9 protein-coding genes and 4 pseudogenes are annotated in these 14,685 nt (G+C 67.6%); 4 read left to right on the forward strand and 9 right to left on the reverse strand.

Features of this window, described 5'->3' with window-relative positions:
- Positions 1 to 89: 89 nt before the first annotated feature.
- Positions 90 to 684: pseudogene (locus ACWCP0_RS32470) on the reverse strand (GntR family transcriptional regulator); the annotation flags it as partial.
- A 65-nt stretch (positions 685 to 749) separates the two neighbouring features.
- Here ACWCP0_RS32470 and ACWCP0_RS32475 point away from each other — a divergent pair.
- Both ACWCP0_RS32475 and ACWCP0_RS32480 read left to right on the forward strand, forming a co-directional pair.
- A pseudogene (locus ACWCP0_RS32475) lies at positions 750 to 1,391 on the forward strand (pyridoxamine 5'-phosphate oxidase family protein); the annotation flags it as partial.
- Positions 1,392 to 1,650: 259 nt separating this feature from the next.
- Positions 1,651 to 4,419, forward strand: coding sequence for an AAA family ATPase (locus tag ACWCP0_RS32480; protein WP_451082340.1), 2,769 nt, complete (start codon positions 1,651 to 1,653; stop codon positions 4,417 to 4,419).
- Between the two features lie 1,004 nt (positions 4,420 to 5,423).
- On the opposite strand, the gene ACWCP0_RS32485 is transcribed toward ACWCP0_RS32480, so the two are convergent.
- From ACWCP0_RS32485 to ACWCP0_RS32515, 7 genes and pseudogenes are all read right to left on the reverse strand, one after another.
- Positions 5,424 to 6,710 (reverse strand): threonine aldolase family protein, encoded by a 1,287-nt coding sequence (locus ACWCP0_RS32485; RefSeq protein WP_451082365.1) that lies wholly within the window; start codon positions 6,708 to 6,710, stop codon positions 5,424 to 5,426.
- Between the two features lie 127 nt (positions 6,711 to 6,837).
- Positions 6,838 to 7,413, reverse strand: a complete 576-nt coding sequence (locus ACWCP0_RS32490) for an ATP-binding protein (protein WP_451082341.1) — start codon at positions 7,411 to 7,413, stop codon at positions 6,838 to 6,840.
- Positions 7,414 to 7,436: 23 nt separating this feature from the next.
- Positions 7,437 to 7,682 (reverse strand): DUF5999 family protein, encoded by a 246-nt coding sequence (locus tag ACWCP0_RS32495; RefSeq protein ID WP_451082366.1) that lies wholly within the window; start codon positions 7,680 to 7,682, stop codon positions 7,437 to 7,439.
- Between the two features lie 93 nt (positions 7,683 to 7,775).
- Positions 7,776 to 7,898: pseudogene (locus ACWCP0_RS32500) on the reverse strand (beta-eliminating lyase-related protein); the annotation flags it as partial.
- Positions 7,895 to 9,016 (reverse strand): DMT family transporter, encoded by a 1,122-nt coding sequence (locus ACWCP0_RS32505; RefSeq protein WP_451082342.1) that lies wholly within the window; start codon positions 9,014 to 9,016, stop codon positions 7,895 to 7,897. The pseudogene ACWCP0_RS32500 and the gene ACWCP0_RS32505, both read right to left, overlap by 4 nt.
- A 455-nt stretch (positions 9,017 to 9,471) precedes the next feature.
- Entirely contained in the window at positions 9,472 to 10,689 is a 1,218-nt protein-coding gene (locus ACWCP0_RS32510; RefSeq protein ID WP_451082343.1) for an epoxide hydrolase family protein, read from the reverse strand.
- 216 nt (positions 10,690 to 10,905) lie between these two features.
- A pseudogene (locus ACWCP0_RS32515) lies at positions 10,906 to 11,064 on the reverse strand (twin-arginine translocase subunit TatC); the annotation flags it as partial.
- 87 nt (positions 11,065 to 11,151) lie between these two features.
- Between ACWCP0_RS32515 and ACWCP0_RS32520 the strand changes: the two are divergent.
- A complete protein-coding gene (locus ACWCP0_RS32520; protein ID WP_451082344.1) occupies positions 11,152 to 11,415 on the forward strand; it encodes a hypothetical protein in 264 nt (87 codons plus the stop codon).
- 1,785 nt (positions 11,416 to 13,200) lie between these two features.
- A complete protein-coding gene (locus tag ACWCP0_RS32525; RefSeq protein WP_451082345.1) occupies positions 13,201 to 13,722 on the forward strand; it encodes a sigma-70 family RNA polymerase sigma factor in 522 nt (173 codons plus the stop codon).
- A gap of 162 nt (positions 13,723 to 13,884) precedes the next feature.
- Here the strand turns inward: ACWCP0_RS32525 and ACWCP0_RS32530 are convergent, their stop codons facing one another.
- Entirely contained in the window at positions 13,885 to 14,490 is a 606-nt protein-coding gene (locus ACWCP0_RS32530; RefSeq protein WP_451082346.1) for a TetR/AcrR family transcriptional regulator, read from the reverse strand.
- Between the last annotated feature and the right edge of the window lie 195 nt (positions 14,491 to 14,685).

The raw sequence follows: 14,685 nt of genomic DNA on the forward strand, positions 1-14,685 counted from the left end.
CACGAGTTCGCCGAGCCGGCCGCCTCGCCACCTCCCTCATCCCGGTCATCGCGACCACGGCCGGTATCGCCCTGCTCGGCGAGTACCTGGCCGCCGCCGTCCACGCCAACCGGCAGCGGCCGCAGCCCGAGGGCGAGAACGAGTTCGAAGAGGCTGCCCCAGCCCGGGCCCTCCACCGCCACCGCGTCACCGGGCCACAGTTGGGCCACGAGCGCTCGCTCCAGTAGCGTCGAGCGATCCGGAGATGCCTCAGATCGCCCGTCGGGTCGAAGGCGGCGCGGGCCAGCCGGGCGAGCTGCTCGTCGACCGGGAGTGGCCGTAGAGCATCGGCTGCCGAGCGTGCCGGGCGATTGTCTCCGCCAGTGCCTCGCCGAGCGAGGGCAGCAGCGCGGTGCCCGGATTGCCGCTGGACGCATCGCGTACGCCGGGCGGCACGTCCAGCCGGATCTCGTCGCGCGCGGTGGTGGCCGGGCGCGGCCGCACCCGGCTGCCGCGCCGTCCCGCGGTCTCGATCACACCGCGGTCGCGCAGCAGTCGGTAGGCGGTGGCGACGGTGCTGGGTTGTCGCCGAGTTCGGCGGCGAGCTCCCGCAGCGGGGGCAGGGCGGCGCCGGGAGCCGGCGTGACCTGGCCCATGTCCTGTTCGACGCTCGGCCGCGACCTCCGCGGCACCCCCGCCCGGCAGGCATGTATTCTCCTTTACTCCTTGCTCCCGCAAATATCAATATGTACTAGTTCAAAGGATGCACTATCTCTGCCTCGCCCTCCGTCAGCGATGCGTACTCCGCTACGGACTGCACTGTCCCGACCCGCATCCGTGAATGCGCCTTGTCCGACCGCGACCTGGTGCACTCGATCCTCGACGCGGACTACGTCTGCCACCTCGGTTTCGTCCGCGACGGAGCGTCGGTCGGCCTGCCGGCCCCCTACGACCGCGTAGGCGAGCGGTTGTACGTGCACGGCTCCACCGTCTCGCGGCCGCTGCGTGGCGCCGGCGAGAACGCCGGGCTCGCTGTGCGCCTGACCGTCACACACATGAACAGGCTCGCGCCGGGCCGTTCCGCCTTCCCCCGCTCGATCAGCTACCGCTCCGTGGTGGTGCGCGGCGCGGCCCGCCAGGTCACCGACCCGGCAGAGCGTGCCGCCGCCGCCCTGGACGCCCCGGTCGACCACATCGTGCCCGGCCGCGCCGCCGCCCCCGCGAAAGCCAAGAAGCCAGCCACCACCACCGTCACCTTCCTCGACCTGCACGAGGTCTCGGCCAAGGTGCGCACCACCGGCGGGCCCAGCGACGACGCGGAGGACCTCGCCCTCCCCCACCGGGCGAGCGTGCTGCCCGTGGCGCGCACGTACGGGGCGCCCGAAGCCGCTGACGACCTCAACCCGTCGATCACGCCCCGGCAACTTCACAGCCCGTTGAAGGGAGCCCCGCACATGCTCATCCACCCCTGGGACGCCGCCCTCGACGACACCGAATGGCAGGACTGGCTCACCGCCCACGCTTTCGGCCAGCTCACGGTCGACGGCCTGCCCGGCGAGCCGCCCATCGTCCAGCCGCTCCACTTCGCCTACCAGCGCAGCGGCGCGAGGCTGCCACCCACCTCGCCCAGCCCAACCCTCTTCGGCCCGCGAACAGCAACCGGAGCGCGTAGTGATCGGTAGTGACTCCTCCAAATACCCTCTGATCGGCCGGGACCGCGACCTGCAGCGGATCGGTGACCTTCTGGGCATCGGGGCCGGAGGCGGAGCGCTGCTGCTGTCGGGAGACGCAGGAGTCGGGAAGACGGCAGTACTGAACGCCCTCGCCGAGGCGGCCCACGCGGAGGGAACGCGGGTTCTGCGCGCTGCCGGTGTGGAGTTCGAGGCGAACTGCAGCTACTCAGGTCTCAACCAGGTCCTCTTTCCCTTCCAGGACGCGCTCGGCGAACTGGAAGCCCCCTTCCGTGACGCCCTGCGCGTCGCGCTCGGTTTCGAAAGCGGCCCACCGCCGCAACAGCTAGTGGTCTCCAACGCCGTACTGCTCCTGCTGCGGACGGTCGCAGCCGGTGACCCGCTTCTGCTGGTCGTCGACGACCTCCCCTGGCTCGATCGGGCGAGTGCGGCCGTACTGGGTTTCGTCGCGCGGCGGGGAACCGGCATCCGCGTGAGCTTTCTCGCCGCGGCGCGTTCCGGATCGCGGAGCCTGAACGACTGCGGTGCCCTGCCCACATACTCGCTGGAGCCGTTGGACGAGGAGTCGGCGGCCTACTTGGTCAGTACGAGGTCCCCGGATCTCGCCGCCAGTGCCCGCCAGCGCCTGCTGGCCATGGCACACGGCAACCCACTGGCTCTGCTGGAGCTGCCATCCGCGCTGTCCACGGTGCGGGGTCCCGCCCTCAACACAATCCCCGCCCTGCTGCCGCTCAGCCAGCGCCTGGAGACATTGTTCGGCTCCCGGATTACCGGTCTGCCGCAGCCGTCGCAGCGTCTTCTGCTGCTGGCCGCACTGGAAGGCACCGGTGATCTCGCAGTGCTGCAGGCGGCCTCGCGGCAAGCGAACGACGGGTACGACCTGGACGACCTGACACCTGCCGAACATAACCAACTGGTGCACATCGATGAAAGAGCACGGAGGCTGAGGTTCCGTCATCCGCTCATCCGCTCGGCAGTGGTGGGGAACTCCACCTATGGCGAACGGCGTGCGGTGCATACGGCGCTCGCCCAGGTCCTGGTGGACCAGCCCGAGCGCCGGGCCTGGCATCTGAGCGAGGCGACCTTGGAACCGGACGAGGACGTGGCCGCTCTGCTGGAGAACGCGGCGCGGATCACACTGTGCCGCGGTGACGCCGTGGGCGGCATGCGGACGCTGATCCGGTCTGCAGAACTCACCCCGGAGGGCCCCGATCGGGGCCGCCGGCTCGCCGAGGCGGCCTACGTCAGCGCCGAGTCCACCGGGGCATTGCCCAGCGCGCAGAGTCTCCTGGACTGCGCCAGGCACATGGACCGGGATGTGAAGGGCTCCTTGCACTCGGCGACAGCCGCCGCCCTTCTCATCCTGAACAGCAACGGTGACGTCGACACGGCCCACAGTCTGCTGGTAGGTGCCATCGAAACCGGAACCCACGCGTACGACGCCGAGGACAAGTCGCTCGTAGACGCTCTTCACGTTCTTGCGGCGGTCTGCTTCTACGGTGCCCGGCACGACCTGTGGCAGCCCTACTACGAGGCGCTGGAGAAGCTGACACCCAGAGTGCCGCCCGACCTGTCCGCTCTGGGCAAGACACTCGCCGATCCGGCACGCACGGCTGCCGCGGCCTCGGAGGAACTCGCCCTGCTCGTTCCGGAGTTGGCCAACGCAGTTGACCCCGTCCAGATCACGCGGACCGGAGGGGCAGCCATCTATCTCGACCGGCTCGGAGACGTCCGTGAAGCGGCGTGGCGAGTGGTACGCATGGGACGCGACGGCGGCCCGGCTCGCCGTTACCTGTTGGGACTGTTCCTCCTCTGCCTGGACGACTATCTCACCGGAATGTGGGACGAGGCGGCGCAACTGGCCGACGAGGGAGTCCAGCTATGCGAAACCCACGGCTACAGCGCCTTCACCTGGTACTTCCTGTACATCCAGGCCATCCTCGGTGCCGCACGCGGGGAAGCGGACCAGGCGGAGGCGACCGCCGAGCGAATCATCCACTGGGCAATGCGCCAGGGGGTAATCTCCGCCGCGCACTATGCCCATCACGCGGCGGCTGTGGCCGCCCTGGGACGCGGTGACTTCACAGGCGCATACGAGCACGCGAACGCCGTCAGCCCGGCAGGAAATCTTGCCTCGCACGCGCCGCATGCCCTGTGGGTGACGATGGACCTGGTCGAGGCTGCCGTCCGGACCAACCAGCATACGGAGGCAGCCGACCATGTGCGCGCGATGCGCAAGGCCGGCGTGGCCGGAATCTCCTCACGGCATGCCATGCTGATGGAAGCCTCCGCCGCCCTGGCCGCCACGGACGACGACGAGGCTCTCGGACTGTTTGCGAAAGCCCTGGCAGTATCGGGTGCGGAGCGTTGGCCGTTCGACTTCGCCCGCGTCCAGCTGGCCTATGGCGAGCGGTTGCGACGCGTCAGGGCGACCACAGAATCCAGAGGGCCTCTCAGCGCCGCACTGTCCACGTTCGAACACCTCGGGGCCCAGCCATGGGCGGAACGCGCCGAAACGGAATTGCGGGCCGCCGGCTTCAGCAGGCGGCAACCCAGACATTCGAAGGCGCATTCGCTCACTCCTCAGGAGCTGGAGATAGCCCGGCTGGCAGCCTCCGGCCTGACCAACAAGCAGATAGCGGAGCGTCTGTTCCTCTCACACAGAACCGTCGGCGCTCATCTCTACCAGGCCTACCCGAAGTTGGGCATCACCTCTCGTGCCATGCTGCGAGACGCGCTGGCATCCTGATCCCGTTGGAGAACCAGCCGTAGAGGCTGGGCGCGCTCACGGCCGCTGCACGATGATGCCGCGGGGGCAAAACTCGCGGCGCCGCCCGGCGGCCCTTTGCCCGGCCCGTCCGGTCGCGCACCCTGCTGCGTGGTCTCCCATTCGGCGTAGTAGTCGTAGACGGTCTTATAGCGCGGGAAGTCGTGCACTCTGGCCGCAGTGCCCGGGCCGGCAGCCTGGCTCGCGACGCGGAGCAGACCTGCTCGATCAGAGCCCACCGGGTATCGGACGCATCACTGCGATACGAGCGCCGAGAAGGCACGAGCCGTGCAGCGACCCAGAACACACGCGACCTGCTTTTCGACGGCACTGCGGAACCACGCGGCTATGTCGCGTATGGGTGGCCGACGGTCTAGGTGGTTCTGGCGGATGAGGAGCGAGTGACGCTGCTGCGCTGGTCGCGGCGGGCAACGTCCTCGCAGGCTCTGGCGTCGCGGTGTCGGATCGTGCTCGCGTGTGCTGATGGCGGTTTGAAGCTGCCGGTGCCGGGCTGGATGCGCGATCGGGGAGGCCAGCCGGAGGCGTACTACCACCGGCGGCCAAGCGCACGGGAGGGTGTCGCCGAGAGCCCGGGTCACGTACACGGTCAGCATCTTGTGTCGGGTGACGCGCAGGTGGATCGGGCCGGTGCCGTGACGGATGGCGTGGGTAACCAGTTCACTGACGATCAGTTCCGTGGTCTCGACCAGGTGCTCCAGACCCCACTGGTTCAGCTGGGCCCTGGCCAGGGCCTGGGCACTACTGACGACGCCTTGGTCAGGCAGGCCAGCGACGGTGAGTTGTGCCCCCCTTCCAGGCCGTGGCCGCCATCGCATGTGGCCGCGCTGTTCGCCGGCTCAGGTGCAGGCTGCCGGTGGAATCAGCCCGGGCGCGGGTTGCCACGATTGCTGAGGTGTGTGCGGCGTGCCGGTGGCTGTGGATCGGACGGGTGCCGGGTGGGTGACAGTGCGCCCGGTCGGTTCACTTCACTTCTCTTCGGTGAGAGTCTCCTCGACCGTCCTGATCGCCTTGCTCGTCTCCGCCTCACTGATGTCCAGGTAGAACACGGCCCTGACTCCGTCCTCACCCGAGGGCAGCAGGTGCACCCCCCGGCGGTGCATCTCCTCGACGAACGCCGCGGCCCTGGTGTTCGTCAGGCGGAAGCGCACGATGTTGGTCTGCACCGTGGACGGATCCAGATCGACCCCGTTGAGGGATGCCACCCCTTCGGCGAACCACCGGGCGTGCACATGCGTTTCGTCCAGGCGCTCGCGGTGGTTCTCCAGGGCGTGCAGAGCGCCGGCGGCGACGATGCCCGCCTGCCGGAATCCGCCCCCGATCTGCTGCTTGAAACGCCTTGCGCGGGCGATCAGGTCGGCCGGCCCGGCCAGGCAGGATCCGACCGGGGCGCCGAGCGCCTTGGAGAAGCACACGCTGACGGTGTCGAAGGGGGCGGCGTAGTCGGCTTCGCTCACCCCGGAGGCAACACTCGCGTGCCACAGCCGCGCCCCGTCCAGGTGAAGGGCCAGCGCCCGCTCACGGCCCGCAGCGGCGACTGTCTTGATGTCCTCCAGCGGCCAGACCGTGCCACCGCCGTTGTTGTGGGTGTTCTCGACGCACAACAGGCGTACCGGTGCGGAGACGGTCGAGGGGAAGAAGGGGTGCGAGGAACCCACGGCGGTGTGAATGGCGTCGGCGGTAAAGATTCCCCGCGTTCCCGGAAGCAGGCGGGGCAGCACTCCGGAGTAGGCCGATGGGGCGCCGCCCTCCAGCAGGTAGACGTGTGCGCTCTGCTCGAACAGCACCGCATCTCCGGGCTCGGTGTGCACACGGATGCCGACCTGGTTCGTCATCGTGCCCGTGGGCATGTACACGGCGTCCTCCTTGCGCAGCAGTTGTGCCGTTCTCTCCTCCAGGGCCTTCACCGTGGGGTCGTCGCCGTACACGTCGTCACCCACCTCCGCCTGTGCCATGGCATGACGCATGGCGGGAGTGGGACGGCTGCAGGTGTCACTACGAAGGTCGATCACGATGTCTTTCCCCTTGGAACGGCAACTGCGGAATGTCACAGGGCTGTTGTGCGGTGATGCACTCGACGCGGGACGGGCTCCTGGCCCGGGGCGCGTGGGTGGTGTGGCCGGCGGGGCTCGTCGAGCCCGGATGCCGTCAGTGATCGGGAGCGGCCGCGGCAGCGGCGGGCCCAGGTAGCTGGGCGACGGTCGGCAGACCGAACGGCGCGTACTCCGCCGGGCACCCCACCAGTGCGGCGCCACGGCGACGTCGCCCCACAGCTTTCGCGCCGGACCGTTCGACTTCCCGCTCCCGTGCAACCGGCCTTGTGGGCCTGCATGATCGCGACCAGGGGAGCAGGTCCGCGCGGAGGGTTTGGACCGTTGCCGGTCACGGGCACGCCGCTTCCGTCGCGAGGCACGCCCAGATGGACTTCGTGCCGTTGCCGTTCACACTGGTCCCCCACTCCTTGGCGAAGTGGTCGACCAGGAGCATCCCTCGCCCGTGCTCCGCGGCCGCCGAGGGCCGTTGGGGGGCCGGGAGGTCGTGGGGGGAGCCGTCGCTGACCGTGATCATCAGCTCGTGGTCGGCGTACTCCAGCGTGAAGCTGACACGGGCGCCATCGCTGTGCACCACCGAGTTGGTGACCAGTTCGGATATGAGCAGCTCGGCCGCCTCAACCACGTTGCCGAGCCGCCAGAAGTGCAGGAACTCGACCACCATGCGCCGGGCGCGCGCGACCTCCCGCTCATCGGCGGCGATGGCCGCCTGCAGCAGCATGTCGCCCAGTCGGCTGGTACCGGCGCCGGGCCTGGCACGCGGCCGAACGCCGCCCGCGGCCCCGGTCCCCACCGGGGCGCCCGGCTCGCGCTTGGCGGAGGGCGATGCGGGGTTGGCGGTTTTGGCGCCGGGCGGGCTCATGCAACTGCCCGGGCGGGTGGCGAGGCCGGTTTCGTGATCGGTCATGCGCCGTGCAGAAGGTGGATCGTTCATGACGCCTCCCCGCACTGGGCGTTGATCGGCGCTCCGCGCCTCGCGCCGACGGGCGTTGTCGCGGCCGCCGAGGCGTACGACCGAATTGCGGTGCCGTCGGGCAGCAGTTCGCCACCGTCGTCGAACAGCACCACTCTGTTGCACAGCAGGTACCAACCCTGCTCCGGATGGAGCACCACGATCCGCGCAGTGTCGCGGTTCGGCGACGCCGCTCCTGGGCACTCGGGCCTGTGCTTACACATGGCTGACTCCTTGTCACTCTCGTCACGGGCGATGTCATCGTTTCGATATGCGCAAGTAGACGGCGTCCTCCTTGCCCAGAGTTGTACTGTTCTCTCCTTCAGTGCCTTGACCGTGGGGTCGTCGCCGTAGACGTCGTCACCCACCTGTGCCCGTGCCATGGCACGACGCATGGCGGGAGTGGGGCGGCTGCCGGCGTCACTTCGAAAGTCGATCATGATGTCTTTCCTTGGCTGGACGGCGACTGCGGGGTGTCACAGGCCGTTGCGTGGTGATGTACGCCAAGCGAGACGGGCTGCCGGCCCGGGGCGCTGTGGGAGGTGTGGTCGGCGCGGTTCGTCGAGCCCTGATGCCGTACGTGATCGGCAGCGGCTGCGGGACCGGCGGGCTGGTGCAGCCGGGCGACGGGCCGCGTGGCGGAATCCACCCGGTGCTGCGCGGTGGCCGGGGCGTGCTGTGCACGGGTGGGTGCGGACGACCTGCGGTTGATCAGCACGACACCGCTGATGATTACGACGCCGCCCGCCACCTCAAGGAGGCGAGGAACCTCGGACAACCAGACGAACGAGACGATGAGCGCGACCGGCGGCACCAGGTACAGGGCGGCCGTGGAGACGCTGAGCGGTAGCCGGGCCACGGCGTAGCCCCAGATGACGAATCCCAGAGCGGACGGCAGAAGGCCGAGGTACGCCACCGATATGAGCGCTCCCGCAGGGGCATCGGCGACGGTGCGCAAGGTCGCCGGCAGCAGCGGCAGGGCAAGCACGGTGCCCGCCACCATCGCGTACGTGGCGACCTCCATGCCGCTGTAGCGGCGCAGGAGGGGCTTGGAGACGACGTGGTACACGCCCTGCACGACGGCGGCCGCGAGGACCACGAGCGCGCCGGCGGAGAAACCCCCAGAGCCGCCTGCGAGCGCGACGATCACGGAACCGCCGATGGCGACGCCGCTGCCGATGACCACATGGCGCGTCACCGGTTCGGACAGGAACGTCTTGCCCAGCAGCACGCTGAAGACGGGAGCGATGGAGATCAGCATGCTCGCGGTGCCCGCGGAGACATGGACCTCGCCCCAGTTGAGCAGTACCTGGTAGGCGGTCATGCCGGTTGCGCCGGCGAGCCCGATCAGCGGCAGGTCCCTGGGCCGGGGGCGCCGGACCCCGAGGAACGGCGCGACCACCGCCAAAGCGACGGCGGCGATGGCCAGCCGCAGGAAGGACAGCGCCGCCACGCCCAGGCCGTCGACCCCGACGCGGATGGCCGGGAATGCCGAGGCCCAGAGCACGACGACGCCCACCAGGGCGAAGAAGCTGCGGGAGCCGATGCGTGTGTCCATGCCTCTTACGATGCGCCGGATAAAGCAAAAGATCCAGTTAGTTGTTCTTCGTCGAATGAGAAGAATTCCTGAATCAATCCGAGAGGAGTCGCGATCAATGGCCCCAGGGGGCACCGGCGGGCCTCTGGAGGCTGCGGATTGCCCGGGAACCTCGCGGTCCCGGTCCGTCCCGCTGTTGTCGCGCGGGAACACCTGGTCGGCGGGCGTGAGGCTTTGCTTTACCCCGCACGCCGGGCAGGTCTTACGGGACGGGCGGCTGAGGGATGCGGCGGCCGAGTGCGGTCCGCGCCCGAAAGGTGCCGACACTGCATCGAAGTCACTGAGCCGCCGGGCACTTTGGCAGGAGCCGCTCGCAGTACTGCACCCGCCGAACCGCCGACCAGCCGATCTCATGTCCGCGGCCTGCGAGTGGAGATCCTCCGCAGGCCGCGGACAGCCCATGCCGGGCCGAGGCGTCAGCGAACGGTCCGGAAGAAGGACCGAATGTCCTCTGCCAGGGGTTCAGGCTGTTCGAGGGCGGCGAAGTGGCCGCCTCGCCCCATCTCGCTCCAGTGCGTGATGTTGTAGAAGCGCTCGGCAATGCTCCGCGGCGGCCGACCGCTCAGCAGTTCTGCCGGGAAGAGCGCGATACCCGTAGGTACGGTGATCTTGCCGCCCGGGGAGAAGCTGCCCCCGGTCTCCATGGCGAGACCCCGGTAGTACCACAGGGACGAATCCACCGTGTTCGTGGCGAGATAGATCATCAGGTTGGTCAGGAGCTCGTCCTTGGTGAACGCCGATTCGATGTCGTCACCCGAGTCGCTCCACACCTTGAACTTCTCGAGGATCCACGCCGCCGTCCCCAGCGGACTGTCCGCCAGTGCGAAGCTCGGCGTCTGCGGCGTCTTGGTCTGCAGACGGAAGTAGTCGAGCTCGGCGTCCACGAACGCGCCGGCCTCCGCGGCCCATTGCCGCTCTTCCTCGGTCATCTCCTCTTCGGGGACAGGGCCGGTGTGCGCGATGTTGAGGTGGATGCCGACCAGGTCCTCCGGGTAGGTGCTCGCCAGGTGGACCGTGACGATGCTGCCGAGATCACCGCCCTGGGCGCCGTAGGTCTTGTATCCCAACACCTCGGTCATGAGCTTGTGCCACAGCCGGGCGGTCGTCACCGGCCCCACGGGCTGGTCGAGGTTTTTCGACGAGAAGCCGAACCCGGGCAGGGACGGAAGCACGACGTCGAAGGCGTCCTCCTCCTTTCCTCCGAAGCGCTCGGGGTGCGTGAGCCGCTCGATGACCTTCGAGAACTCGAAGACCGAGCCCGGCCAGCCGTGAGTGAGCACGAGCGGCAGTGGGTTCGATCCGCTCCCCTTCACGTGGTAGAAGTGAATATCGAATCCCTCAATCGAGGCTAGATACTGCGGAAATCGATTGAGAAAAGCTTCGGCCCGGCGCCAGTCGAACTTCTCCGTCCAGTATTCGGCGAGGTCGCGCAGGTAGTCATGGCTCGCGCCGTACCCCCATCCGCCATCGCCGAGGCGATCCGCCCACACGGCGTTCTTCACGCGCGACTGGATGCGATCCACGGTCGCCTCCGGAACGCTGACTCGGAATGAGCGAACATTCCCCTCCGGCGGTGTGTGAACGCCGTCGGGCGCTCCGGATGCAGCAGGGCGGGTTTCCGAGTTCTTCGACATGTTGCCCTCTTCTTTCTACTGACTTCCTTGGTATCTGGTAAGCATTTGTTATTCAGTTCGGGTGCGCGGCCGCTCACCCACGTCCGGTAGTGCCTGCGTGCGCTGTGGGAGGCTTATCTTGGGGAGTTTGTCCGGACCGAGGATGACGATCGCGATCACGAAGATGGTGACGATTTCGAGCGGGCCCATGTCGAAGAACATGTGGGGCCTCCTGGGCAGTGCGGGGAGTTCGAAGGACAGTCCGAAGACCACGACCATGCGGGTGGCCAGGTCGAGGAAGCCGTCGACGGGCAGGATGTTGGTGGCCTGGTCGGGGGTGAAGGAGATCAGCACCCGCGCCGTCGTGGGCAGGACGGCATAGGCGAACGCGGCTCCGCGGGCGACAGACCGAAAGATTCCGCGACCGCCGCGGCCGGGGTGGAAAGGAATGTTCGCCGGGAGTGCGGCGGGATCATTTCAGACATGGTGAACCTCTCGGAGTTACTCGCCATTCAAGGCTTGGACGCGTGGACTCCGATGACGGCCAATCCGTTGATTCGGCAGACCTGCGATCAGGCGAGGGACGGCCGCCAGTCCAGCCGGTTGATGCACGTCAGCGTCCGCAACTCCGCGAGGGGTGAGGAAGCTGCGGAGCAGATGTGCACCTACGCCTCTCTTACCGTGCGCGGCATGAGGCAAAAGGTCCAGTTAGTTGTTCTTGCTGAATTGAGAAGAATGTCTAAATAAATCGAGGTAGGACGGGGTGACGACCTCGAGGGTGCCGGGGCCTGAGGGGCGGGCTGCCCGGGTGCAGCGCGAGACCGGGCGGCCTCTTGACCGAATGGACATCAAGGGATCAGTCGCACTGGTGACGAATGCCAATCGTTGTATCGGCCGCGCATTCCCCCGGGCACTCCTCGACCACGGCGCGGCCAAGGTCTACGCCGGCGTCCGCGATCCGGCGAGCGCGACCGCCCTCGCCGGCACGGGGGTACGGGGGTACGGGGGTACGGCAGCTCCTCCCTCAGTGCCTTCCGCTCGCTCGCGGAACTGGCCGGCCCCACGGAGCGGGCGAAGCTGTTCGCCGCGGTGTACATCGTCAGCTACCTGGCCTTCAGCGTTCCCGTCGCACTCGCCGGGCTCGCCGTACCGTCCCTCACCCTGCCTGACACGACGACCGCGTACGGGGCCATGGTGATCGTGGCCCCAACTGCTGCTGATCCGAGCGTCGGGCATCGTTTTCGGGCGGAAAGCGCTGGATGATCGCTGGGTGCTCTGCGGAATCCGCTTCGTGCTCTACACCCACATCCGGTGGAGGTGGGTGCTTGCTGGCTGAGATTCGGTCGGGCATGACCTTGGAGGTGGCGCCTGCGGGGACTGCGGAGCCTCGTTGACCGAGGCCGTCCGGGCTCCAAGCTCCCGGACGTGGGTGCTGTCGATCAGCGCTGGCCGTGACGCTTGACCGGAAGCAACCACGTCAGGCACGTCAGGTTACTTAGGAAGAACGACATCTCCCCTTCGGAAACTAGGTCACGTAGCGGATACCGAGGCGGCAACCCGCACCCCACCATGAGATGGCGCCGGAAAACAGGCACAGGCCGCACGGCCCTGTGCCTGCCAGCGGGAGATTCGACCATTTCACCCGCGGAGAAACGTCTGTAACCCGGCGCTGAAGCCCGTCTTTACAACCTGCCAAGAGTTCAACAGCAAGGAGACCAGCATGTATCAGGTGCAGGGCACGCAGCTCGCCACAAATCATGAACTCGCGCGCTACTGGGCATCGGAGTACGCCTCGCCCAAGGGGGAGGCGAAGCTGAAGGCTCTACCGCATTGTGCGGGCTTCCGGTCGCTTCGCTAGATGACTGTGTCCGTCCGTCTGCACGGGCTCCAGCTCGGCGGGCAGCCGAGTCCCTCTCTGCCAGCCTTGGTTGAGACGGCCCGTTCTGCGTGGGTAGACCTGAGAGGGCACGACAGTAGAATCGCCCCTTAGACCAAGAATCGAGGCCGAAGCGCCGTATCTTCGCCTTGGAGTACAACTAGCCTCACGCGGACGCTGGCGATCAGGTTCCGCAAGTCCGGTGCCGAGGCGTATGTTTCACGTTCGCGCAGCCAGAGACGGCGACATACCTGATCACTTTGCCGTCGCCGCACCGCCCGGTGACGCAGATTCCCCCAGTCCCCCTCCGCTGCGCCGGAAGACCCATTTTCAGTTCTGGAAAACGCCATGCCCCCATCGATAGCTCAGCCCATCGACTTCCCGTACCGGCCGGTAAACGCCAACTACGCGAACGGCCGCCACCGTGGAGTAGCAGCATCCGAACGCCTGCGGGACCTCAAACTTCCCGGACAAGGGCGACATCGCCGCACCGCAGTGCGCACTTTCCCGAGGCCACGGACGTGAGCCGAGCCCCCTCCGGTAGTGGCCGTCTCGACCGGGACCGGCATACGGGCGAGGGAAACGGCGAGAGTAGCCGCCGAAGCCCACGGACACCCTTCGTAAATACCGAACTCGTACGGTTCGAGCACGAGACCATGCCATTCCTCGACCGGTTGTACGCAGCCGCGACGCAGATGACATGTGACCGCGCCGACGCAGACAACCTGGTTCAGCAGACGTATCTTCGGGCTTTCGACGCGTTCGGGTCGTTCGCCGAGAGGACCAGCCTCAAGGTTTGGCTGTTCCGGATCCTGGCCGACACCGCGCTCGGCGCCAGTGGCGAGCGGCAGCGCCCGCAGGGCTCTGACTCTTCGACAGGACGAGCCGGCTGCCGGTTGCCGGGAGAACGACACCCGAGGTTCCCTGTTCCCCGGACGCCTAGAGCGCAGGCCCTGGACCGGCTGCCCGACCGTGATGTGAGGGCCACGCTTCGGCAACTCCCGCGAGAGTTGGCAATCGTTGTGTACCTGGCTGACGTTGAAGACTTCCCTCCCGCGGAGGTAGCGGATGTCCTTGGCATCTCCCCGAGCACCGCGACATCCCGGTTGCACCACGGACGACAACGTTTGCTCCGGCTGCTCACCGACGTCGCATGCCGGCGCGGCTTGTTCGACTGACGACCACACCGGGGTCCGCTTCCAGCGGCTGTTGTCGAGGGTACTTCCTTCCCATGTCGTGAGTGCATGGCGCGCCCGATTGCGAAGGCACCCTTATGCGGGCACGCCGGCTGCCACGGCCTACGTGTCGGTGACGGCTCAATTTGGGTCCGGCTCAGGACACTAGGGGCCACTCGGCTCCCGCGGGACAAGCCCGTGCAGCAGGTAGTGGACCAGGTCGTCCAGCCCATGGTCGGCCGTGTTCTGGTCGACTACACCACGGTTGAGGAACGTGGCAAAGCCATGCAGGGCACTCGCCAGGACCCACACGATGCGACCGGGCTCGCCGGCGCCGACCTCACCCGCGGCCTGACCCTCGGCGACGAATTCGCGGAGTTCGGCATTGACCAGCTTGACCGCGGCGGCCAGTTGCTCCGGCATCTGCACCTGGCCCGTCCTCGCGTGCATCAGGTCGAACAGTGCGGTGTTCTTACTCATGAAGTCCACATAGGCCCGGCCATGCGCGGTGAGCCGCTCCTCAAAGCTCCCGCCGGTGGCACCAGCCCCCTCCAACACCTGGGCCAGCCGCTCGAAGCCGCTGAGCGCCAACGCGTCGAGCAAGGCCTGCTTGTCCTTGAAATGGCGGCTCGGCGCCGCATGGCTGACTCCGAGCCCGCGGGCCAGTTCACGCAGCGACAAGGCATCGACCCCCTGCTCGCGCAGTGTCTGCTCGGCGCGCTCCAGCAAAGCTGCACGCAGGTCTCCGTGGTGGTACGGGCGCTTGGGCATGCCCACCAGTGTATGTGGTCGCCGTCACCATTGTTGACATTGCCTACAATGTTGTCAGGGGCTACATTGGGGACATGGCAACACCGCCCGCCCGTACATCACAGGCGTGGGCCCCATCGCATGGCGAAGCATCCGCCTGTTCTCATTCGGCACAGCAAGTCCGACGAGGGCCCAGTAGAGGCCGGGACGATCCAG

This window comes from Streptomyces sp. NPDC001970 (assembly GCF_053594115.1).